The organism is Amycolatopsis acididurans (assembly GCF_012328925.1).
Classification (GTDB): domain Bacteria; phylum Actinomycetota; class Actinomycetes; order Mycobacteriales; family Pseudonocardiaceae; genus Amycolatopsis_E; species Amycolatopsis_E acididurans.
Genome location: NZ_JAAXLS010000009.1, coordinates 208009 through 229087 on the forward strand (window position 1 = coordinate 208009; position 21079 = coordinate 229087).

A 21079-nucleotide genomic window follows, 5' to 3' on the forward strand; every position below is an offset into this window, starting at 1 on the left:
CGGATGGATTCCGTGGCGCGGAGTTGTCTTTTCCCGACAAGGTTGTCAGAATTCCCGGCCATATGATCACCGTCCTCGTCACCGGCGCACTGCTCACGGGCCTCGTGCTCGCGGGCCGGTACCTGCTGCGGGCGCGCCGCGCGATCGTGGAACTGCACCGCGAACTGACCGGCTCGACGCTGCTGATGGCCCGGCTCAACGTGGACGTGGCCGAGCAGCTGTTCCTGCGGGGCGACGTCGCGACGGCCGCCCGGTTCGAGGAGCTGGCGACCAGGCTGGAATCGCTGGCCGAACAACAGGAACCGGGCCGCGCGAAGGTGAAATCCGGCCACTGACCGCCGGCTATCCACAGTGGACGATCAGAAGAACCCGTCGTGTGGTTTGACGATCACCGAGCTGGCCTTCTTGCTGGCGCGGCGGTGACCGTAGTCGGCGCTGATGGCCTCGGCCGTGCGGACCACCAGCGGCGCCACTTCCGTACGCACGGCGTCCACTGAGGACCGGCCGATCGAGGTAGAGGAGGCCAGCGCGGCCACCACCTTGCCGGTGTGGTCCCGCACCGGCGCCGCCGCCGATACCAGCCCCTCCTCCAGTTCCTCGGACACGATGGAAAAGCCGTCTTCCCGCACCGTGCGCAGGATCTTCCGGAACTCGTCCGGATCGGTCACGGTGCCCGGCGTGTGCGCGGTCAGGCCCGCCGCGATCACCGTGTCCACTTCGGACTGATCGGCCCAGGCTAGCAGCGCGCGGCCCATCGACGTGGCGTGCGCGGGCACGCGGGTGCCGATCGAGACGTTGATGCTCATGATCCGGCGTACCGGAACGCGCGCGATGTAGACGACCTCGGCGCCGTCCAGCGCGGCCAGCGATGCCGACTCGCCGGTCTTCTCGGCGAGCCGCAGCAGGTGCGGCTGCGCGATCTCGATCATGCCGTGCGAGGCGGAGTAGTGCTGCCCGATGCTGAGCACGCGCGGGGTCAGCCGCCATCGGCCGCCGTCGCCGTGCACGTACCCGAGGTGCTGCAGCGTCAGCAGGATCCGGCGGACCGCGGGCCGCGACAGGTTCGTGGCCGTGGCGAGTTCGGCGAGGGTGGGATTCGGCCGGTCGGCGTCGAAAGCGAGCAGCACCGCGAACCCGCGTTCCAGGCTCTGGATCAGGTCGCGGGGATTCTCAGCCGTCGTCATGGCCGCCATCTTTCCTCATGCCGGGGGGTTGACTCCGGGTCCCGCGCCATGCACTCTCTTCGTGAACGCACTGCGTGCAATCAGTACGCACAGCGTACAGGAGGTGTCGACGATGACGCTCGACCAGCGCGAACTGCGCAACGGTTTCGGCCGGTTCGCCACCGGCGTGACGGTGGTGACCTGCCGCAACGACGACGGTGACCCACACGGCGCCACGGTCAACGCGTTCACCGCGGTGTCACTGGAGCCGGCTCTGTGCCAGGTGACGCTCACCCGCCGGTCCAAAGCCTGCGGGTATCTGCCCGGCAAGCCGTTCGCCGTGAACGTGCTCGCCGCCGGCCAGCTCGACGCGGCATGGCATTTCGCCGGGAAGCCGCAGGAGCCGGCTCCGGGGTGGGCCGTAGGCCCGACGGCACCCGTGCTCGAGGGCAACGCGGCGACGATCTCGTGCCGCCCGTGGCGCACCTACGACGGCGGCGACCATCTCATCGTGCTCGGTGAGGTCGTCGCGCTCGACGTCACCGACGCCGAGCCGCTGCTGTTCTACGCGGGCGGCTTCCGCGAACTGGGCCCGCTGACCGCGGGCCGGCACTGGGCCGCGTCGCTCGACTGCCCCGACCTCGGGTGGTTCCCGGCGGCGTGGGCTGCCTGATTTCCCGCGACACAACCGAATACCCGTCAATGGAGAAGGGACGAACTGTGGTTGCCCAGCAAGAAAACCAATCGGCTTCGGGGACGCGCGTGACGCGTCCGATGACCGGCGAGGAGTACATCGAGAGCATTCGCGACGGCCGCGAAGTCTTCATCTACGGCGACAAGGTCGACGACGTCACCACACACCCGGCGTTCCGCAACTCGGTGCGGATGACCGCGCGGCTCTACGACGCACTGCACGACCCGGACCAGCAGAAGGTGCTGACCGCGCCGACCGACACGGGCAACAACAGCTTCACCCACCCCTTCTTCCGCACCCCGCGCAGCAGCGCGGACCTCTTCGCCGACCGTGACGCCATCGCGGCCTGGGCCCGGATGACCTACGGCTGGATGGGCCGCAGCCCCGACTACAAGGCCGCCTTCCTCGGCACGCTGGGCGCCAACTCCGACTTCTACGAACCCTTCGCCGACAACGCGCGCCGCTGGTACACCGAATCGCAGGAAAAGGTCCTGTACTGGAACCACGCGATCATCAACCCGCCGGTGGACCGCGACCGCAACCCCGACGAGGTGAAGGACATCTTCATCCACGTCGAGGAGGAGCGCGACGACGGCCTCATCGTCTCCGGCGCCAAGGTCGTGGCCACCGGTTCGGCCATCACCAACTACAACTTCATCGCCCACTACGGCCTGCCGATCAAGAAACGCGAGTTCGCGCTCGTGTGCACGGTGCCGATGGGCGCGCCCGGCATGAAGCTGATCTGCCGTCACTCCTACGCGCAGAACGCCTCCAGCCCGTTCGACTATCCGCTGTCCTCCCGCTTCGACGAGAACGACACGATCTTCATCCTGGACAAGGTCAAGATCCCGTGGGAGAACGTGTTCATCTACGGTGACGCCGAAAAGGCGTCCACGTTCTTCCCCGGCTCGGGCTTCCTGCACCGCTTCACCTTCCACGGCGTCACCCGGCTGGCGGTCAAGCTCGACTTCATCGCCGGACTGCTGATGAAGGGCGTGGAAGCCACCGGCACCAAGGACTTCCGCGGCATCCAGACCCGCGTCGGCGAAGTCATCGGCTGGCGCAACATGTTCTGGGCGCTGTCCGACGCGATGGCCGCCAAGCCCGACGAGTGGATCGACGGTGCCGTCCTGCCACACCTGGACTACGGGCTGGCCTACCGCTGGTTCATGACCGTCGGCTACCCCCGGGTGCGCGAGATCATCATGCAGGACCTCGGTTCCGGCCTGATCTACCTGCCCTCGCACGCCGACGACTTCAAATCGCCCGAGATCCGGCCGTACCTGGACCAGTACGTGCGCGGCTCGAACGGCATCGAGGCCGTGGACCGGGTCAAGCTGATGAAGCTGATCTGGGACTCCATCGGCAGCGAGTTCGGTGGCCGCCACGAACTCTACGAACGCAACTACTCGGGCAACCACGAAGGCGTCCGCGCCGAGATGCTCTTCGCCGCCCAGCAGTCCGGCGCCGCGGCGAGCATGACCGGGTTCGCCGAGCAGTGCATGGCCGAATACGACCTGGACGGCTGGACCGTGCCGGACCTGATCAACCCGGACAAGCTGCGGTGACACCGCACCGCTTCCGGCCCGCGTGAGAAGCCGCGGTCCGGCCCGCCGGAACCCCGCGGGCCGGACCGCACCCCACACCGAAGAAGGTCACCGATGACCGCGATGATGCTGCGCGAAACGCCGATTTTCCTTGCCCCACAGGAGGTTCCCGCAACGCTCGGCCCGTGCGTGGTGACGCTCGGCGTGTTCGACGGAGTGCACCGCGGGCACGCGCACCTCATCGAGCGGGCGACCGCGGCCGGGCGCGAGCGGGGCCTGCCGACGATGCTGGTCACGTTCGACCCGCATCCCGCCAGGGTGCTCGGCCTGCCCCGCGACACCTCCGCGCTGAGCACCGTCGAACGCCGTGCCGCGCTCGCCGGGGAACTCGGCGTGGACGCGGTGTGCGTGCTGCCGTTCACGACGACCTTCGCGCGGCTGTCGCCGGAGGACTTCGTCGCGGACATCCTCGTCGGCGCGCTCCGGGCCGCGCACGTGGTGGTGGGCGACAACTTCACCTTCGGTCACCGCGGTGCCGGGAACACCGCGCTGCTGCGGGAACTCGGCGAGCGGCACGGATTCACGGTGCACGCGCAGGACCTGCTCCCGGCCGAGGCGGATGTGGCGTGCTCGTCGACCTACATCCGGCGCTGCCTGCGGGAAGGTGACCTCACCGGCGCGACCCGCGCACTCGGCCGCCCGCCCCACCTCGAAGGCGACCTCGGCGCGGCCGGTGCGTTCGCGATCGAACCCGGCACCGCGTTGCCCGCGCCCGGCACGTACCTCGTGCGGCTGCCCAACCGCCGCGCCGCCCGCCTCATTCTCGGGCGGCACGGCGCGCACCTGCACGCGACCGGCCTCGCACCGGGCCGCATCGGGATCGATGTGCTCGCCCGCGCCTGATCCGTCCGGCGACCGCGCTGTCATGTCTCACCGCGATCGCGCGAGGGCGACCGCCGCGGCCGACCGTTCGGTCACCTCGGCCCAGCGTTGCTCCCGCAGCAGCGCCCGCTCCACCATCCACGTGCCGCTCACCGCCGGAACCTCCGGCACCGCAAGGTAATCCGCCATCGTCGCGGGATTCACCCCACCCGAGGGCAGGAAGGAAAAGCCACCGAAGGGTGCCGCGAGCGCGCGGATGCCCGCGGGCCCGCCGAGCAGGTTCGCCGGAAAGAACTTGACCTCGGTCAGGCCCAGTGCCGCCACCGTCATCAGATCGGTCGCCGTCGCGACCCCGGGCAGCGCCGGCAGCCCGCGTTCGGCCGAGCGCGCCAGGACCTCGCGCGACACCCCGGGGCTCACCACGAATTCCGCGCCCGCGTCGGCGACCTGGTCGACGTGCCCGGATACCAGCACCGAGCCCGCGCCCACGACGAGCCCGGGCAACGACGACAGCTCCCGGATGCCGGGCAGCCCCGCCGGGGTGCGCAGGGTGACCTCCACGACGTCGATCCCGCCCGCGAGCAGCGCCCGCCCGAGCGGCCGGGCCTGCGCCGGATCGTCCAGCACCACAACGGGAACCACGGGACAGCGCGCCAGCAGCTCCTTCATCGGACCACCTCCCCCGCGTCCCCGCGCGACTCGATGTCCTCCCGTGTCGGCAGGCCTTCCCAGTCCCCGGGCACGGCGCACACCGCCGCCCCGGCCGCGTTGCCGCGCCACAGGCATTCGGGCACCGGACAGGCCTCGACGAGGCCGCTGAGGTACCCGGCGACGAAGGCGTCACCCGCACCCACCGGATCCACCACGGTGACCTCGAGCGCGGCGGCCCGGTGTTGCTGATCTCCTTGCAGCGCGAGCGATCCCAGCTCGCCGAGCTTGACCACCACGGTGGCGGGGCCCACCTTGGCCACGCCGCGCGCCAGTTCCACCGGATCGGTCCCTGGCTCGCCTCCGAGCAGCAGTGCCGCTTCCTCGGGCCCCGCGAACACGACGTCCGCGGCGGCCGCGAGCCGGGCCAGCACCGGTGCCGCCTGCTCCGGCGGCCACAGGGTCGCGCGGTAGTTGACATCGAACGACACCAGGGTTCCCGACGCCTTCGCCACGTCGATGACGTGGCCGAGCATCGCGAGCGGTCCCGGACCGAGCGCGGCGGTGATGCCGGTCAGGTGCACCACATCCGCCGCCGCGATCACGGCGTCATCGATGTCCGATATGGACAGAAGTGAGGCGGCACTGCCCCGCCGGTAGTACCGGACCCTGGCGGGCTTGCCGCCGCGCATTTCCTTGAGCATCAACCCGGTCGGCGCGTCCGGATCCCGCGGGGCGAGCACGCGCACGCCCTCGGCGCGGATCTCGCGCGTGACGAACGAGCCGAGCGCGTCGTCGCCGACCCGGCTGATCCACGTGCACGGCACGCCAAGCCGGACCAGCCCGATGGCCACATTGGACTCCGCGCCCCCGATGCCCACCGGCAGCGACGAACCGCCCGTCACGCGCCCCCATGGCGGTGTGCTGAGCAGCGCCATCGTCTCCCCCAGCGTCACGACCGGCGTCATGCCGCCTCGCTCAGCCTCAGCAGCACCTTGCTGCTCCCGCTGGTCCGGTCGGCCGCGACCGCGAGCGCGGCGGCGGCGTCGGCGAGGTCGAAGGTGTGGGTGATCAGCGGGTCGACGTCCAGCCCGTCGCGCATCGCGGCGAGCGCGTCGGTGATCTCGTCGACGAACCGGTACGAGCCGATCCACGTGATCTCCCGGGTCACCAGCTCCCCGAGCGCGGCCGGGGCCGGTTCGCCGGGCAGGTTGCCGACCTGCACGAGCGTTCCGCCTCGCGCGGTCGCCCGCAGCACCGAGCCCAGTGCGCCCGGTGCGCCCGAGGCCTCGAAAACCAGCTCGACGTCCTCGGGCAGCGTCTCCCCCGCCCCGAGCCGCCGCACCTCGTCGGCGCCGAGCCGCCGTGCGATCTCCAGTGCGGGCTCGGCCAGATCGGCCGCGATGACGGTGGCCGCGCCCCGGTACTTCGCCGCGGCCACGACGAGCGAGCCGATCGGCCCGGCCCCGTTCACCAGCACCGTCCGGCCGGTGAGATCTCCCGCGCGGCCGACCGCGTGCAGCGCGACGCCGAGCGGTTCGGCGAGCGCGCCGTGCCGCGTGCCCACCCCGTCCGGCAAGGGCCGCAGCTGGCCGGCGGGCACCGCCCGGAACTCGCTGAAACCGCCGTCGGTGTGCGGATGCAGCGCCGCCGACCCGAAGTACCGCACGTGCGGATGCAGGTTGGTGCGCCCGCCGAGCCCGTCCGGCGCCGCTCCGACCGGCCGCGCCGGGTGCACGGTCACCGGCAGGCCCGGCTCCACCCCGGTGACGCCGGGGCCGACGCGGACGACGTGCCCGGCGACCTCGTGGCCGAGCACCAGCGGGTCCTTGAGCACCGCGGTGCCGGAGCCACCGTGCCGCCAGTAGGACACGTCCGATCCGCAGATCCCGCCCCAGTCCATGGCGATGACGACCTCGCCCTCGCCGGGAACCGGATCGGGCAGTTCGTCGATCCGGACGTCCCCCGGGCCGTGCACGACGGCGGCTCTCATACGGCGTCCTCCAGCCGGACCAGGTCACGATCGCGGGTCTCCGGCGAGAAGTACGCGGCCACGAACGTGATCAGCGAGTAGACGATGAGCATCGCGGCGATCGGCCACCAGTGCCCGGTCACCGCCGTGAGCGTAGCGGCGAGCACCGGGCCGATCGCGGTGGCCAGAATGCCGCCGATCTCCTTGGCCACCGCGAGCTGGGTGAAGCGGGTGCGCGAGCCGAACAGCTCCGCCATCGTGACGCTCTCCAGCGAGAACAGCCCGAGCACGCCGATGTTGAGCCCGACCACCATCGCCACGGTCAGCGCCGCGGCGTGCCCGGTGGCGATCGTGGCCATCATCGGCACCGCGACGACGACGGTGAGCGCGGTCAGCGCCAGATACATCGGACGGCGCCCGAACCGGTCGCCCGCCAGGCCCACGAGCGGCACGATCGCGAACCCGAGGATGGAGCCGTAGACGACGGCGGCGGTCGGCACGGACTTGGCGACCGCCAGGTTGGTGGCGATGTAGCCGACGAGGAAGGTCTGCACCAGACCGGAGTTGCCCGCCTGCCCGAAGCGCAGGCCGAGCGCGAGCAGGAAGGCCTTGCCCTTGCGCTGGCGCAGCCCCTGCTCCAGGGTGTGCTCCCCGCCCTCCTCGATCTCCTTGCGCGACAGGGCGACGCCTTCCACGACGTCCGGCCGCTGCTGGAAAACGGGGCTCTCCTTGAGGTTCGACCGCATCCACACGCCGAGCAGCAGCAGGACGAAGCTGAGCAGGAACGGCAGGCGCCAGCCCCAGGACAGCAGTTGCCGGTCCGGCAGCACCGCGATCAGGATCGCCCACAGCCCGGACGCGGCGAGCGTGCCCGAGTTCGTGCCGAGGGCGGCGAGCGAGGCGATGAGCCCGCGTTTGCGGGCCGGCGCGTACTCGGCGAGCATCACGGTCGCGCCCGCGATCTCCGCGCCGGCACCGAATCCCTGGATGAGCCGCAGCACCACGAGCAGGATCGGTGCGGCGAACCCGATCATGGAGAACGGCGGCAGCACGCCGATGAGCGTGGTGGAGCCGCCCATCAGCAGGATCGTGAGGAACAGGACCTTCTTGCGGCCGATCCGGTCGCCCATCCGTCCGAAGTAGACCGCGCCGGCCAGCCGCGCGACGTAGCCGACGCCGTAGGTGGCCATCGCGGCGATCAGCCCGATCGCCGGGCTCACGTCCGGAAAGAAGATCTTGTTGAAGACGATGGCGGCGGCCAGCGAGTACAGCTGGAAGTCCATGAACTCCATCGCCGTGCCGAGCCAGCCGGACACGGCGGCGCGGCTGAGATCCCGCGTCGTCCTTGCCACCACGCCCTCCGGCTCGGTTCGAGTGCTGTCGGTCATCGTGGCTCCTTTGCCGTATGGGTTCACAACTCGACACGGCCCGCCGCGAGGGCGGGCAGGTGTGCCTGGATCGAGGACACGAGGTCGCGGTCCTCGGCGAGATCGGCCGCGCCGATGGTCATCAGCAGCCGCGTGACCACTTTGTCCGGGTGCTGCCAGCAGCGCGCCAGCGCCACGGCGGCCGGATCGGCGGTGCCGAACACCTGCCCGCCGTTCTCACCCGGCCGGGTGGCGTTGACCCAGGCCGCCAGCGCCAGCACGAGCATCGGGGTGACGCCGCGCTCCCGCAGCGGGCCCAGCCAGCGCTGGAGGATCTTGAGCGATCCGTCGGACCCGATCTGCCGCAGCCGGTGCGCGATGGCGGGATTGGCGAAGCGCGTGATCAGGTCCTCGACGTAGCCGGCCACGTCCAGCCCGCCGGGCAGGCTGGCGGTGACCTCGCCGGTGAAGCGGCGCACGGCCCGCTCACCCCAGTCCGCGGCGACCGCCTCGGCGACGGTGCCGCATCCGGCCGCCAGCCCGAGGTAGGCCAGCAGCGAATGGGATCCGTTGAGCAGGCGCAGTTTCATCAGCTGATAGGGCGCCGCGTCGGGCACGACGAGCGCACCGTCGGTCTCCCACGCCGGGCGGTCGGCGGCGAAGCGGTCCTCCAGCACCCACTGGCGGAACGGTTCTCCCGCCACCGCGGTCTCGTCGCGCACACCGAGGGCCTTCTCGGCGGCGGCGCGGTCGGCGCCGGTGCTCGCGGGCACGATGCGGTCGACGACCGTGGCCGGGAAGGCCGCGGATGCGGCGAGCCAGTCCAGCAGCGCGTCGCGGTCCGGCCAGGCCGAGGCCTCGGCGAACCCGCGTACGACCGCGGCGAGCGCGGCCCCGTTCCCGGCGGCGTTGTCACACGAGACGACGTTGACGGGGGCACCGCAGCGGCGGAACCGGGCGGCCAGCGACGCGGTGAGCCTGCCCGCCACCGTCCGCATCGGCGCCGGATCGCTGACCGCGGTGGCGGCGAGATCGGCGGCCACGTCCGGATCGGCGGTGTCCAGCAGCCCGGTCGCGGGATCGCGGGTGTAGCCCTTTTCCGTCACGGTCAGCGTGATGGTGGTGATCTGTGGCGAGGCGATCAGCTCGTCGATGCGGGCGGCGTCCTCGCGCATGCGCAGCGCGTCCAGCACGGAGCCGACCACCCGTGTGCGGCCGGCGCCGGGCACCCGGTCGGTCACCGAGAACAGGCAGTCCTGGGCGCGCGCCGCCTCGACCGGCGCGGCCGAACGGGGTCCGACCGCCACGATTCCCCACGGCTGACCGGTCCGCGCCGCCGCGGCCTCGGTGTAGACGGCCTGGTGCGCACGGTGAAAGGCGCCCAGTCCGAAGTGGACGATCCTGGGACGCAGCTCGGCCGGGTCGGCCAGCGGCCGCAGTTCCGCCGGAATCCGGTCCACAGTGGAGCAGCTGAGCAGCGCGCTCACCAGTCGTGCACCGACCCGTCGAGACGCCGCGCCACGGGCAGATACCGCGGCTCGTACGGGAACCGCTGTGCGGCCTTCTCGTCGTAGCCGACCCCGAGCCCCGGCTCCTCGGACGGATGCAGCATCCCGTTTTCGAACCGCACGCCGCTGGAGAAGACCTCCATCGTCTCCGCCACGTGCGGCATGTACTCCTGGATGCCGAAGTTCGGCACGGCCAGGTCGACGTGCACGGCGGCCGCCATGGTCACCGGGGACAGGTCGGTCGCGCCGTGCGAGCCGGTGCGCACCTGGTACAGCGCCGCGAGGTCGAAGATCCGCCGCAGATGCGTGATCCCGCCCGCGTGCACCACGGTCGTGCGCACGTAGTCGATGAGCTGCTCGGTGATCAGCTGCTGAACGTCCCAGATGGACGACAGGTTCTCCCCGACCGCGACCGGTGTCGTCGTGTGCTGCCGGATCAGCCGGAAGGCCTCCTGGTTCTCGGCCGGGGTCGGATCCTCCATCCAGAACAGCCTGCAGTCCTCCACCCGCTTGCCGAACCGCGCGGCCTCGATCGGGGTGAGCCGGTGGTGCACGTCGTGCAGGAGGTGGAAGTCGAAACCGAACCGCTCGCGAACCGCCTCCAGATACGCCGGCGCGAAGTCCAGATAGGACTCGGTCGACCACGGTTGTTCCTCGGGCAGCGCGGTGGCGGCGGGTTCGTACACCACGCCCTTGCGCACGCCGTAGGTGCCGCCGACACCGGGCACCGCGGCCTGCGCGCGGATGGCCTGGTAACCCAGCTCGCGAAAGCGCGCCACGTCGTCGAGCAGTTCGGGCACATCGGCACCGCTGGCGTGGGAGTACACCAGCACGCCGTCCCGCGAACGCCCGCCGAGCAGCTGGTAGACAGGCAGCCCGGCGACCTTGCCCTTGATGTCCCACAGCGCGGTGTCCACGGCCGCGATCGCCGTCATCGTCACCGGTCCGCGCCGCCAGTACGCGCCGCGATAGAGGTACTGCCAGATGTCCTCGATGCGGGCCGGGTCCCGGCCGATCAGCAGCGGGACCACGTGCTCGCGCAGGTAACTCGCGACGGCCAGCTCCCGCCCGTTGAGCGTGGCGTCACCGAGCCCGGTCACGCCGTCCGACGTGGTCAGGCGCAACGTGACGAAGCTGCGGCCGGGCGAGGCGACGAACACCTCGGCCCGCTCGATCTTGCTCACGGGGATCCGCTCCTTCGAGGCTCAAGCTGGTGTAGCAGAGCTAGTATACAAGCACCTGTCGCGAAGTCCGTCAAGAAGTCGGCACTGGTGTGGCAGGCCTGTCTACTAGGGTTGGAGCGGTGAGCAGCAGGGGGCGAAGCAACCGGCGGGTCGTCTACGAGACGTTGCGCCGCAAGGTGCTGACATTGGAACTGCGGCCGGGGGCCGCGTTGTCGGAGAACGAGCTGGCCGCCGCGCTCGGCGTCAGCCGCACGCCGGTGCGCGAAAGCCTGATCCTGCTCGCCGAGGAAGGCCTGGTGCAGGTGTTCCCGCAGGTGGGCTCGTTCGTCTCACGCGTGGACCCGCAGCGCGTCGCCGATGCCCAGTTCCTGCGCGAGGCCGTCGAACTGGCCGCCCTGGAGGACCTGCCCGCCGAGCTGGACGGCGAGGTGGTCGAAGAACTGGAGGCGAACCTGGCGCGCCAGCGGGAACCCGGGATCGACCTCGAGGACTTCTTCGCCCTCGACGAGGACTTCCACCGCGGGCTGCTGCGCCTGTCCGGGCACGACCGCGCCTGGCCCACCGTGGTGTCGGCCAAGGGACATCTCGACCGTGCCCGCAGGCTCGGGCTCTACGAGGCGAACTCGCCGCGCACGTTCGTGGACCAGCACGCCGGGATCCTCGCCGCGGTGCGCGAACACGACCTGCCGGGTGCCCGCGAGCGGATGCGCACGCACCTGCGGGAGGTCTTCGCCGACATCGGGCGGATCCAGGAACGCAGCCCGGAGCTGTTCGCGTCGAACTCGACCGCGCCGCCGGTGCGCCGCAACGTCGTCGTGTGGGAGTGAGCGCCGCGCTCAGCCCCGCAGCGCCGCGCGCATCTGCTCGACGGTGACTTCGTACACGATGTCCTCGGCACCGACGGGTACCGACGTGGCGATCGCGGTGTCGGGAAACATGTCGACGCGCGTGAAGCAGGCCCCGGTGACGCCGCGCATCGACGTCGTGGGAACCAGCACGTCCTGCAGCGGCGGGTGGTGTGGCGCCAGGATGGTGCCGTCGGGAGCCGGGGTGGCCAGCTCCCGCGCGAGCCAGTCCAGCTGCCCGCCGGACAGCTCGCCATGACCGTGGCCGGGCACGGAACTGTCCAGCGCGATGATCCGCAACCCGCCGATCATCGCGCTGTAGTGGTAGGGATCGGTGCGAGGTCGCCGGTGAGCACCACGGCTTCGATGTCGCCGCCCAGCGTCTCGACCGACGCCAGCGCCGCGGTGAGGTTCGCGGCGGTGTCGATCTTGTCGTACAGCAGCGCTCCCTCGGCGAGCATGTGCAGGTCGCTGAGCTGCACGATGCTGTGGAGCGGGCTCATCGAAGCTGCGGGGCCTCGACGAGGGCGGCGCGCAACTCGGCGAGTTCGGCCGGGGTGGCGCCGTGGGCGAGCAGGAACTCCGCGGCGCTGCCGTGGCGGTCGGTGATGGCCTCGAGCGTGTTCAGGATCAGTTCGGGCGGGCAGACGACCTTGTAGTCGCTGATCGTCTGCTGGGGCAGGCCGATATCGGCCATCCGGCGCCGGATGTCGGCGACGAACCCGGTGCCGAGGTACTGCGAGCTCAGCGCGTAGTCCCCCGCGATCACCTCGGGCGCGACGCCGGCGACGGACAGCGCGAGTGCCACGACGACACCGGTGCGGTCCTTGCCCGCGCTGCAGTGCACGATCGCGGGCAGCGCACCCGGGCGGGCCAGTTCGCGCACGGCGGCGGTGAGCCCGTCGCCGAAGTCCTCGATCATGTGCCGGTAGATCCGCTCCAGCGGCACCTGGCCGCCGACCGGGATCCGGTCGTTGAAGATCGGCCGCCAGCGGGACTCGGGCACCGGGCCGGGAAACACGACCGGCGCCGCCTCCCGTTCGGAGGCTTCGCGCAGATCGATCACGGTCCGCACGCCGAGTTCGGCGATCGCGGCGAACCCGGTCTCGTCGAGCCGGTGCAGCGCATCGGCCCGGATCAGCGTGCGCGTCCGGATCCGCCCGCCGGACGTGGTCGGGTAACCGCCGACATCACGCACGTTGTGCGTACCGGACAAGGGATAGTGACGGTGCGGGGAGACGTTCTCCAGTGTGCTCATGATGTCGGCATCAACTCCGGCGCTGTGCGAGGACGATGGTTTCGATCCTGGCCTACGCCGTTCAGTCTCAGCCAGCGACATGAACGGGACGTGACTTCCGCTGCCGCCGCAGTGCCGCCACGAGATCAGCCGGCCTCAGCACCTCCCAGGGTGGAGGTCCGCGAGAACACGATCTCCGGCCGCGCTCAGCAGGCCTGAGCCGCCGCGTCGAGAAAACGGCTGAGCATGTCGTTGACGTAGGCCGGATTGTCCAGGTTCGCGTAGTGGCCGGCCTCCGGGATGATCTCGAAGCCGCCCCGCTGGTGCTCGGCCCACAGCGGCGCAGCGGCGGCGATGATGCCGGTCCGGTCGTACTCTCCGTGCGCCACGAGCAGCGGGCACGGCAGCCGCAGATCCGGGCGGTCGCGCAGGCTCCGCGTCACCGCGCGCCACGCACGCGCCAGCCCCGCCGACGACGACCGCGTGACGGCGCGGCGAAGGTAGCGCCGCGTCGGCGGCCGGGCCCGGCCCGTGCGCGCGATCAGCGTGCGCCGCAACGGCGGCGGGCACACCTGCAGCAACAACCCGGACAGCCGCAGCACGGCGATCTGCCGCCGCGGCGGCGGCAGCGTGACGCTGGTGCAGCCCAGACCGGCCAGCCCCCGGACGAGGCCGGGATGCCGGAGCACGACGTGCTGGCTGAGGTAACCGCCGAGCGAATGGCCCACCAGCATCACCGGTCCGCCCGCGACATGCCTGATCAGCGCGGCCAGCAGATCGGCCAGCTCGCCGATCTCGAAGGCCCCCGCCGTCCGCGGCGACGCCCCGTGTCCCGGCGCGTCCCAGGTCAGCACCCGCCAGCCACGCCCGGCGAGCATCTCCACCTGCGGCCGGAAGCTGTCGTGATCGGCTCCGGTCGCATGGCTGAACACCACCCACGGCCCGCGCTCGCCATGGACGTAGAAGCGCACCCCGCGAAACGTTTCCCGCACACCTGCCCGCATACCCACCCGGCCCGGATTGATCCGCCCCGCGGCGGGTAGCCGCAGGTCATGGACAAGGACGGGACGTGGCGGGAGTTCCGGGACAACGTCAACATGACGCCCCGCGAACTCGGCGACTGGCTGGAGACCAGCGAGTCCAAAGCGGCTGGACAGCACAAGCGCGCCGAGTCCGTCGGGCACGAGTCGGGGCGGCGGATCATGCAGATCCTGCGCAGCAAGGCCGCCGACCTCCGCGACGACGACTACCGCCACATGCGCAAGGTCATCGGCTACATCCACCGCCATCTCGCCCAGCGCCCCCAGGGCGACGTGCGGGACACGAAATGGCGGTACTCCCTGATGAACTGGGGTCACGACCCCCTGAAAACGTGAAGGAGGCCGTTGTGCCGGAATTCCGGAAAGGCGAACGGGTCAGCTGGGACGCGGGCAACGAGAGCTCGGTGGGCACCGTCGAGGAGAAGATCACCTCCGACACCCACGCGGGCGGCCGTCAGGTGCGCGCGTCCAAGGACAAGCCGCAATACCTTGTCCGCAGCGAGAAGACCGGCAAGACCGCCGTGCACCATCCGGACAAGCTCCACCGCCGCGGCTAGCGCGGTGTGACCTCCTTCACCCAGCGTTCACAACGCCAACACACACCGGACATACCGGTTGAAGATGGTGCTGGGGTGGAGTTGACGAGGTTCACCGACCTGGCCCTGCGGGTGATACTCCGCCTGGCGCAACCCGGCACCTCGGACGGGCTGGGCGGCCGGGAGGTCGCGGCGGCCGTCGGTGCCGGGACGGCCGAGCTCGATCCGGTGCTCGACCGCCTGGCCCGCCTCGATCTCGTGACCGTCGATCCGGTCTCGGGGGCCGTGGCGCTGGCACCGTCGGCGAGGGACGTCTCGATCGGCTGGATCGTGCGGCATCTGGAGGGCATGGGCGACGTGGTCGACTGCGGCGGCAGCTCGCCGTGCCCACTGGTGTGCGGCTGCCGGTTACGCGCCGCCCTGCGGGAGGCGCAGCAGGCGTTCTTCCGCACGCTCGATCCGATTCTGGTGCGGGACGTCGTTCCCAGGCGCACGCTCTCCCTCGGCATGCCGGTGATCCGATAGCCGCTGGGCCGCCATCAGGAAGTCCGCTCGGGCGTCGTCGCGACGGCGCCCGTCGGCGTGCGCGAGCCCGGAGCGGATCTCGCGCAACGCCGGACCGGCGACGCGCGAGAGCACGCTTTCCATGGCGGAGACCTGATGCGCCAGTTCGGCGAGCATCACGTCCACGGCGATGTTGGTGTCATCGATGGCGAGCATCGTGACGAGCATGCGCAGCTGCGTGCGCAACCCGGCCAGCGTTCCGCGATTCATGTGGCTGCTCCATTCGGCCCACCAACGGCTGCCGCCCATCTGAGCAACGCGATGTTTCGCGGCGAGTGCGGGCCATGAAAACGGCGTTACCAGGCTCCCCCGCCGCACCGGAGCGCGAGTGAGGGCGCGGCGTGATGAACGTTTCACCACGCGCGCCGCCGGATGGAGCACTGTGTTTGAATCGGGCGAGGCCGGAGAACCCGGCGCCCGGTGAGGAGCCTGATGTCACAGTCTGTCGGATCGGCGCCACCGCAGGCGCCTGGGTTGGTGCCACTGCTGGACGCGCTCGATCTCGAGCCGATCGAGCTCGACATCTTCCGCAGCCGCACGGCCACCGAGCCGGGACAGCGGCTGTTCGGTGGCGAGGTGTGCGCCCAGGCGCTGGTCGCGGCGGAACGCACCACCGACCCGCTGACCGTCCCGCATTCGCTGCACGCCTACTTTCTGCGCCCCGGCGACACCGGCTCGCGCGTCGTGTTCCGGGTGGACCGGCTGCAGGAGGGCCGCAACTTCAAGCGCCGCCGGGTCACCGCGATCCAGCACGGCGAGCCGATCCTGTGCCTGGAGTCCTCGTTCACCACCGACCACTCCGGCACCGCGTACCAAACCGACCCGCCATCGGCTCCGGAACCAGAGGACTGCTCACCGCTGGGCATCCAGCATCCGAGCGCGTGGCAGGTCGACCCGAGCACCGTGTTCGACCTGCGCCCCGCCGTCGCCGAGGATCCGGGAATGGACAAGCGGGCCCGGTTCATGCGCGATCTGTGGGTGCGCCCGCTCGGCTGGGACACCCAGGGCCGCGTCAGCCCGGCCGCGATCATCACGTACTTCAGTGACCTCACGTTCGTCTCGGCGCTGCTGCGCGCCCGGCCCCGCGCGGACGTCGCCGCCATGACCTCGCTGGATCACGTCGTGTGGTTTCACAACGAGGTCCGCCTCGACGACTGGCTGCTGTTCGCCAAGAGCAGTCCCGCGGTGAGTGATCTGCGCGGGCTGGCGCAGGGCCGCATCTTCCATCGTGACGGGACGCTCATCGCGAGCGTCGCCCAAGAGGGCCTGATCCACGCGCAGAAGGAGCACTGAGTTGACCGGACCACTGACCGGGTTGCGTGTCGTCGAACTAGCCGGCATCGGGCCCGGCCCGCACGCCGCGATGGTGCTGGCGGACCTCGGCGCGGACGTCGTGCGCGTGGACCGCCCCACCAAGGGCTTCGATCCGACCGGTGACAACGGCGATCACCTGCTGCGCAACCGGCGTTCGGTCGCCGCCGACCTCAAGACCGGCGAGGGCCGCGAACTGGTGCTGCGCCTGGCCGCGAAGGCCGACGTGCTGCTGGAAGGGATGCGGCCCGGGGTCACCGAACGCCTCGGCGTCGGACCGGAGCACTGTCACGCGGTCAACCCGGGCCTCGTCTACGGCCGGATGACCGGCTGGGGCCAGGACGGGCCGATGGCTCAGCGCGCCGGGCACGACCTCAACTACATCTCCCTCACCGGCGCGTTGCACGCGATGGGCCGCACCGGTGAGCCGCCGGCCCCGCCGCTGAACCTGGTCGGCGACTTCGGTGGTGGCTCGATGTTCCTCGTCGCCGGGGTGCTGGCGGCGCTGTGGGAACGGCAGCGTTCGGGCAAGGGCCAGGTCGTGGACGCCGCGATGGTCGACGGCGCGAGCGTGCTCATGCAGATGATGTGGGCCTTCCGCGGCGCCGGGGCGTGGAGCGACGAGCGCGCGTCGAACCTGCTCGACGGCGGCGCCCCGTTCTACGACACCTACACCTGCGCCGACGGCCGCTACCTCGCGGTCGGCTGCCTGGAACCGCAGTTCTACGCGGCTTTCCTCAAGGGCCTCGGCCTGGACGGCGAGGACCTGCCCGCACAGCTGGACCGCTCGGGCTGGCCCCGCATGCGCGCGCGGTTCACCGAGGTGATCGTGTCCAAGACGCGCGACGAGTGGGCGGAGATCTTCGCCGGGACCGACGCGTGCGTGACGCCGGTGCTGGCGTTCGAGGAGGCCGCCGCGCATCCGCACATGGCCGCGCGGGAGTCGATCATCTCGGTCGACGGCGTGTCGCAGGCCGCCCCCGCGCCGCGGTTCTCGCGCACCCCGGCCGCGAAACCGAAGCCCCCGCACAAGCCCGGCGCCGACACCGCCGCGGTGCTCGAGGACTGGGGCGCCTAACCGGTCTTCGGCTCGTGCCGCACCGGAAAGCTGACCGAGTTGGCGATGAAACACGTCGCGTGCGCCCGCTCGTGCAGTGATTCCGCCTTGGCGATCATGGCGGGATCGGCGAGGGTCACCTCGGGACGCAGCACGACCTCGGTGAACCGGCCGCTGCCGCCGGGCGCCTCCCGCATCGTGCCGCTCGCCGCGTCCACGTAGGCGGTCACGACGACGCCGTCGCGAGCGCACAGCGAGAGGTAGGTCAGCATGTGGCACTCCGACAGCGCGGCGACCAAGAGCTCCTCCGGGTTCCACCGGTCCGGCGTTCCCCGGAACGCCGGGTCGGCGCTGCCCCGCAGCGTCGGCTTGCCCTCGGCGGTCACGTCGTGGTCGCGGCCGTAGCCGCGGTAGTTCTCGGTGCCCGCGCCGGTGTTGCCGGTCCAGCGCACGGTGACGCGATAGTCGTGCTCCCTGCTCATGACACTCCTTCGGAAACAGCGGACATCGTCGCCAGGACGTGCTCGCGGGCAGCGGCGGCCGCCTCGCCGGGACGGCCGCCTTCGATGGCGGAGATCATCCGGCGGTGCTCGTCGTCCACCCGCGCCGTCCTGGCGGGCGCGGCCAGCGAGACACGGGTCGAGACGATGATCTGGTCCCAGATCCGCTCCAGCGCGTCCGCGACCATCGGGTTGTCGGCGAGCGTCGCGATCCAGGCATGGAAGGCCCGGTTGTGCCGGGTGCCCTCGACCAGGTCACCGCCACGCGTCGCGCGATCGGCCCGATCGGCGTACTCGGCGAGGCGGCCCAGATCCGCGGGCGCGAGCTTTCCGGCCTGCTGCCGGCGCGCGGCCAGCTCCGCGGTCAGCGCGTCCAGCGCGGCGCGCATGCGGTAAGCGTCGCGCAACGCCTTCGCGTCCAGTTCCACCACGGTCACCCCGCGGCGCGCGGCCCGCACCAGGCCGTCGCTTTCCAGGCGCCGCAGCGTCTCGCGGACCGGCGTGCGGCTGACGCCGAGCCGCGCACACAGCTCCTGCTCCGTGATCGGCTGCCCGGCCGGGTACGCACCCAGCACGATCAGCCCGCGGACCTGCTCATACACCGACGGCACCCGCACCTCCTCGCTCGTATGCAATGTATACCAAAATGCGCCGCCGCGGATCGGGAATCGATCTGGACTCCGAGGTGTTTTCCGAGCAAGATGTTGAGCGTCGAACCACTTTGAGGAGACACGATGCCGGCCATCACCGCGGACACCCTGACCCTGCCGCGCGTCAGCACCCCCGACCCCGCCACCGTCGCGGAGCGCCCCGTGCGCGCCGTGAGCACGGCCCCCACCGGTTACGAAGGAGAAGGATTCCCGGTGCGCCGTGCGTTCGCCGGGATCTCCTCGGCGGTGCTGGACCCGTTCATCCACATGGACCAGATGGGCGAGGTCGAGTACGCGCCCGGCGAGCCGAAGGGCACGCCGTGGCATCCCCACCGCGGCTTCGAAACCGTGACCTACATGCTCGACGGCGTGTTCGAGCACGCCGACTCGCACGGCGGCGGCGGGCTCATCACCAACGGCGACACCCAGTGGATGACCGCGGGCAGCGGGATCCTGCACATCGAGAAGCCGCCGGAGGACCTCGTCGTGTCGGGCGGGCTGTTCCACGGCGTGCAGCTGTGGGTGAACCTCCCGCGGGCCAGCAAGTTCACCCCGCCCCGCTACCAGGACATCCGCGCCACGCAGGCGAAACTGCTGTCCTCCGACGACGGCGGGGCGCTGTTGCGGGTCATCGCCGGCGGGATCGACGGGCACGAGGGCCCCGGCTCGACGTACACGCCGATCACGATGATCCACGCCACGGTCAGCCCCGGCGCGCGGCTGCGGATCCCGTGGCGCGCGGACTTCAACGCGCTCGGTTACGTGCTCGCGGGCAACGGCACCGTCGGCACAGGCGAACGACCGGTCCACAAGGGACAGCTGGCCGTCTTCGGCGACGGCGGTGCGCTGACCTTCGGCGCCGCCACGAGCCAGCCCGCCGCGGAGCCGAACCTGGAACTGCTGCTGCTGGGCGGGCTCCCGATCCGCGAACCGGTCGTGCAGTACGGCCCGTTCGTGATGAACACGCGCGAGGAAGTGGTGGCCGCGTTCGAGGACTACCAGGCGGGCCGCTTCGGGGTCGTTCCCGCCGAGCACCTCCCCCACACCTGAGTCACGTCCCCGTCGGCCCGAACCGCTCCGTCTTGATCCGGCGCGCGTCGTGGCCGAGTGCGAGCAGGATGTCGGCCGCGGTCTCCACGAAACCCGTGGGCCCGCACACGAAACAGGCCGGAGCGAACTCCGCGGGCCAGCCCCCGGCGTTCAGGTCGGCGACGCCGATCCGTTTCGGCGGCCGCGGCCAGCCCTCCGGCGTCTCGCGGGTGTACACAAAGGACACTTCAACGCCGGTGAGCGCCGCCTGCCGCAGTTCGCCGGCGTAGTAGACCTCGGCGGGGGTGCGCACCGAGTACAGCAACCGGAACGGCGTGCGCGCGCCGGCGGCGCGACGGGCCCGGATCATGGCCATCAGCGGCACGATGCCCGAACCGCCCGCGATCAGCAGCACCGGTTCCGGCGCGGTATCGCGCCACACGAACCAGCCGCCGATCGGGCCCCGCACCTCCACCGGATCACCGATCGAGAAAACGCCGGTGAGATGCGGGGAAACCTCACCGTCGCCGACGCGCTGCACGGTCAGCTCGACACGTTCGCCGTCGGCGGGCGCGGCCACCGAGTAGCTGCGCTGTGCGCTGTAACCGTCCTCCGCGGTGAGCTTGACGTCCACGTGCTGGCCGGGCAGGTGTCCCGGCCAGCCGGGCACGTCGAGGACGAGTGTGCGGGCGGTGGGCGTCTCGTCGCGCACGGCGGCCAGCCGCGCGACGCGCCAGCTCAGTCGCCCTGGTACCGCTGCTCGCGCCATGGGTCCCCGTAGTCGTGGTAGCCGGCCGCCTCCCAGAAGCCCGGTTCGTTCTCGAGCGTCAGCTCGATGTCATAGACCCACTTCGCGGACTTCCAGAAGTACAGATGCGGCACCAGCAGCCGGGCGGGCCCGCCGTGTTCGGGCGCGAGGTCCTCGCCGTCGTGGTCGAACGCGATCCACGCCTGCCCGTCGAGCAGATCCTCCAGCGGCAGGTTGGTGGTGTAGCCGTCGTAGGAGTGCACCAGCACGAAGTCCGCGGCGGTGTCCACGCCGGCCATCAGCGTGTCGAGCGAGACGCCGCGCCAGTGCGTGCCCAGCTTCGACCACTTGGTGACGCAGTGGATGTCCACGGTCGGCTCCTGCGCGGGAAGCGCCCGCAGTTCCGCCCACGACCAGCTGTGCTTCACCCCGGCCTCGGTGGTGATCGTGAACTCCCAGGTCTCGAGCGGCACTTTCGGCGTCGGTCCCACCGAGAGCACCGGGAAGCCCTTCCCCAGGTACTGCCCGGGCGGCAACGGCACGTCACCGCCCCGCCCGCGCCCGGTGAACCCGGGAGTCACGATGCCCAACTACGTC

The 21079-nt window shown here is 71.1% G+C and carries 27 protein-coding genes; 11 read left to right on the top strand and 16 right to left on the bottom strand.

The genetic code is table 11. The features are described 5' to 3' along the window. Positions 1-62 precede the first annotated feature (62 nt). Entirely contained in the window at positions 63-335 is a 273-nt protein-coding gene (locus HFP15_RS16555) for a hypothetical protein (protein WP_168516429.1), read from the top strand. Between the two features lie 24 nt (positions 336-359). Here HFP15_RS16555 and HFP15_RS16560 read toward each other — a convergent pair whose 3' ends face one another. Then, positions 360-1193, bottom strand: a complete 834-nt coding sequence (locus tag HFP15_RS16560; protein ID WP_168516431.1) for an IclR family transcriptional regulator domain-containing protein — start codon at positions 1191-1193, stop codon at positions 360-362. A gap of 103 nt (positions 1194-1296) precedes the next feature. Between HFP15_RS16560 and HFP15_RS16565 the strand changes: the two genes are divergently transcribed. The 3 genes from HFP15_RS16565 (at position 1297) to HFP15_RS16575 (ending at position 4307) form a co-directional block, all read left to right on the top strand. Then, the gene (locus HFP15_RS16565; protein WP_168516433.1) at positions 1297-1836 is read left to right on the top strand and encodes a flavin reductase family protein; all 540 of its coding nucleotides are present in this window, start codon (positions 1297-1299) and stop codon (positions 1834-1836) included. A gap of 101 nt (positions 1837-1937) precedes the next feature. Continuing rightward, complete coding sequence (locus tag HFP15_RS16570; protein ID WP_210717355.1) at positions 1938-3425, top strand: 4-hydroxyphenylacetate 3-hydroxylase family protein; 1488 nt, start codon at positions 1938-1940, stop codon at positions 3423-3425. Positions 3426-3518: 93 nt separating this feature from the next. Continuing rightward, on the top strand, positions 3519-4307 hold the full coding sequence (locus tag HFP15_RS16575; protein WP_168516437.1) for a cytidyltransferase: 789 nt from the start codon (positions 3519-3521) through the stop codon (positions 4305-4307). A 27-nt stretch (positions 4308-4334) separates the two neighbouring features. Here HFP15_RS16575 and HFP15_RS16580 read toward each other — a convergent pair whose 3' ends face one another. From HFP15_RS16580 to manD, 6 genes are read right to left on the bottom strand one after another with little or no spacing between them, the layout of a single operon-like run. After that, a complete protein-coding gene (locus tag HFP15_RS16580) occupies positions 4335-4955 on the bottom strand; it encodes a bifunctional 4-hydroxy-2-oxoglutarate aldolase/2-dehydro-3-deoxy-phosphogluconate aldolase (RefSeq protein ID WP_168516439.1) in 621 nt (206 codons plus the stop codon). Continuing rightward, positions 4952-5902, bottom strand: a complete 951-nt coding sequence (locus tag HFP15_RS16585) for a sugar kinase (protein WP_168516441.1) — start codon at positions 5900-5902, stop codon at positions 4952-4954. Before HFP15_RS16585 ends, HFP15_RS16580 begins: the two co-directional genes overlap by 4 nt. Beyond that, positions 5899-6927, bottom strand: coding sequence for an L-idonate 5-dehydrogenase (locus HFP15_RS16590; RefSeq protein ID WP_168516443.1), 1029 nt, complete (start codon positions 6925-6927; stop codon positions 5899-5901). Before HFP15_RS16590 ends, HFP15_RS16585 begins: the two co-directional genes overlap by 4 nt. Then, positions 6924-8294 (bottom strand): MFS transporter, encoded by a 1371-nt coding sequence (locus HFP15_RS16595; RefSeq protein ID WP_168516445.1) that lies wholly within the window; start codon positions 8292-8294, stop codon positions 6924-6926. The genes HFP15_RS16590 and HFP15_RS16595 overlap by 4 nt, the downstream gene beginning before the upstream one ends. A 23-nt stretch (positions 8295-8317) precedes the next feature. Beyond that, positions 8318-9760, bottom strand: a complete 1443-nt coding sequence (locus tag HFP15_RS16600) for a mannitol dehydrogenase family protein (protein WP_312871620.1) — start codon at positions 9758-9760, stop codon at positions 8318-8320. Further along, complete coding sequence (manD, locus tag HFP15_RS16605; protein ID WP_168516447.1) at positions 9757-10965, bottom strand: D-mannonate dehydratase ManD; 1209 nt, start codon at positions 10963-10965, stop codon at positions 9757-9759. Before manD ends, HFP15_RS16600 begins: the two co-directional genes overlap by 4 nt. A 119-nt stretch (positions 10966-11084) precedes the next feature. Between manD and HFP15_RS16610 the strand changes: the two genes are divergently transcribed. Next, positions 11085-11792, top strand: a complete 708-nt coding sequence (locus tag HFP15_RS16610; RefSeq protein ID WP_168516449.1) for a GntR family transcriptional regulator — start codon at positions 11085-11087, stop codon at positions 11790-11792. A gap of 9 nt (positions 11793-11801) precedes the next feature. Here HFP15_RS16610 and HFP15_RS42825 read toward each other — a convergent pair whose 3' ends face one another. The 4 genes from HFP15_RS42825 to HFP15_RS16630 all read right to left on the bottom strand — a co-directional run bounded on the left by HFP15_RS42825 (position 11802) and on the right by HFP15_RS16630 (position 14039). After that, entirely contained in the window at positions 11802-12122 is a 321-nt protein-coding gene (locus HFP15_RS42825) for a metallophosphoesterase family protein (RefSeq protein ID WP_246271743.1), read from the bottom strand. Further along, positions 12119-12313, bottom strand: a complete 195-nt coding sequence (locus HFP15_RS16620; protein ID WP_168516451.1) for a metallophosphoesterase family protein — start codon at positions 12311-12313, stop codon at positions 12119-12121. Before HFP15_RS16620 ends, HFP15_RS42825 begins: the two co-directional genes overlap by 4 nt. Next, positions 12310-13068, bottom strand: coding sequence for a tyrosine-protein phosphatase (locus HFP15_RS16625; RefSeq protein ID WP_168516453.1), 759 nt, complete (start codon positions 13066-13068; stop codon positions 12310-12312). The genes HFP15_RS16620 and HFP15_RS16625 overlap by 4 nt, the downstream gene beginning before the upstream one ends. 185 nt (positions 13069-13253) lie before the next feature. Beyond that, on the bottom strand, positions 13254-14039 hold the full coding sequence (locus HFP15_RS16630) for an alpha/beta fold hydrolase (RefSeq protein ID WP_168516455.1): 786 nt from the start codon (positions 14037-14039) through the stop codon (positions 13254-13256). A 60-nt stretch (positions 14040-14099) separates the two neighbouring features. Between HFP15_RS16630 and HFP15_RS16635 the strand changes: the two genes are divergently transcribed. From HFP15_RS16635 to HFP15_RS16645, 3 genes are all read left to right on the top strand, one after another. Then, the gene (locus HFP15_RS16635; RefSeq protein ID WP_168516457.1) at positions 14100-14423 is read left to right on the top strand and encodes a DUF3140 domain-containing protein; all 324 of its coding nucleotides are present in this window, start codon (positions 14100-14102) and stop codon (positions 14421-14423) included. An 11-nt stretch (positions 14424-14434) separates the two neighbouring features. Then, positions 14435-14644 (top strand): hypervirulence associated TUDOR domain-containing protein, encoded by a 210-nt coding sequence (locus tag HFP15_RS16640; RefSeq protein ID WP_168516459.1) that lies wholly within the window; start codon positions 14435-14437, stop codon positions 14642-14644. A gap of 75 nt (positions 14645-14719) precedes the next feature. Next, positions 14720-15148: an Rrf2 family transcriptional regulator gene (locus tag HFP15_RS16645; RefSeq protein WP_168516461.1), complete on the top strand. Its 429-nt coding sequence runs from the start codon at positions 14720-14722 to the stop codon at positions 15146-15148. On the opposite strand, the gene HFP15_RS16650 is transcribed toward HFP15_RS16645, so the two are convergent. Then, positions 15032-15397 carry a hypothetical protein gene (locus tag HFP15_RS16650; protein ID WP_168516463.1) on the bottom strand — a complete coding sequence of 122 codons (366 nt, stop codon included), beginning with the start codon at positions 15395-15397 and terminating at the stop codon, positions 15032-15034. The two genes, HFP15_RS16645 and HFP15_RS16650, sit on opposite strands and share 117 nt — an antisense overlap. A gap of 222 nt (positions 15398-15619) precedes the next feature. Between HFP15_RS16650 and HFP15_RS16655 the strand changes: the two genes are divergently transcribed. Beyond that, positions 15620-16480 carry an acyl-CoA thioesterase gene (locus tag HFP15_RS16655; protein ID WP_168516465.1) on the top strand — a complete coding sequence of 287 codons (861 nt, stop codon included), beginning with the start codon at positions 15620-15622 and terminating at the stop codon, positions 16478-16480. 1 nt (position 16481) lies between these two features. After that, on the top strand, positions 16482-17576 hold the full coding sequence (locus HFP15_RS16660) for a CaiB/BaiF CoA transferase family protein (protein ID WP_168516467.1): 1095 nt from the start codon (positions 16482-16484) through the stop codon (positions 17574-17576). Here the strand turns inward: HFP15_RS16660 and HFP15_RS16665 are convergent. Both HFP15_RS16665 and HFP15_RS16670 read right to left on the bottom strand, forming a co-directional pair. Continuing rightward, a complete protein-coding gene (locus HFP15_RS16665) occupies positions 17573-18037 on the bottom strand; it encodes an OsmC family protein (RefSeq protein ID WP_168516469.1) in 465 nt (154 codons plus the stop codon). The genes HFP15_RS16660 and HFP15_RS16665 overlap by 4 nt on opposite strands. Then, complete coding sequence (locus HFP15_RS16670) at positions 18034-18666, bottom strand: GntR family transcriptional regulator (protein ID WP_312871621.1); 633 nt, start codon at positions 18664-18666, stop codon at positions 18034-18036. Before HFP15_RS16670 ends, HFP15_RS16665 begins: the two co-directional genes overlap by 4 nt. Positions 18667-18789: 123 nt before the next feature. On the opposite strand from HFP15_RS16670, the gene HFP15_RS16675 reads away from it, so the two are divergent. Continuing rightward, entirely contained in the window at positions 18790-19755 is a 966-nt protein-coding gene (locus tag HFP15_RS16675) for a pirin family protein (RefSeq protein ID WP_168516471.1), read from the top strand. 1 nt (position 19756) lies between these two features. On the opposite strand, the gene HFP15_RS16680 is transcribed toward HFP15_RS16675, so the two are convergent. Together HFP15_RS16680 and HFP15_RS16685 are read right to left on the bottom strand one after the other, a co-directional pair. Next, a complete protein-coding gene (locus HFP15_RS16680) occupies positions 19757-20503 on the bottom strand; it encodes a ferredoxin reductase (protein WP_168516473.1) in 747 nt (248 codons plus the stop codon). After that, positions 20473-21072, bottom strand: coding sequence for a sulfite oxidase-like oxidoreductase (locus tag HFP15_RS16685; RefSeq protein ID WP_168516475.1), 600 nt, complete (start codon positions 21070-21072; stop codon positions 20473-20475). The genes HFP15_RS16680 and HFP15_RS16685 overlap by 31 nt, the downstream gene beginning before the upstream one ends. Positions 21073-21079 lie beyond the last annotated feature (7 nt).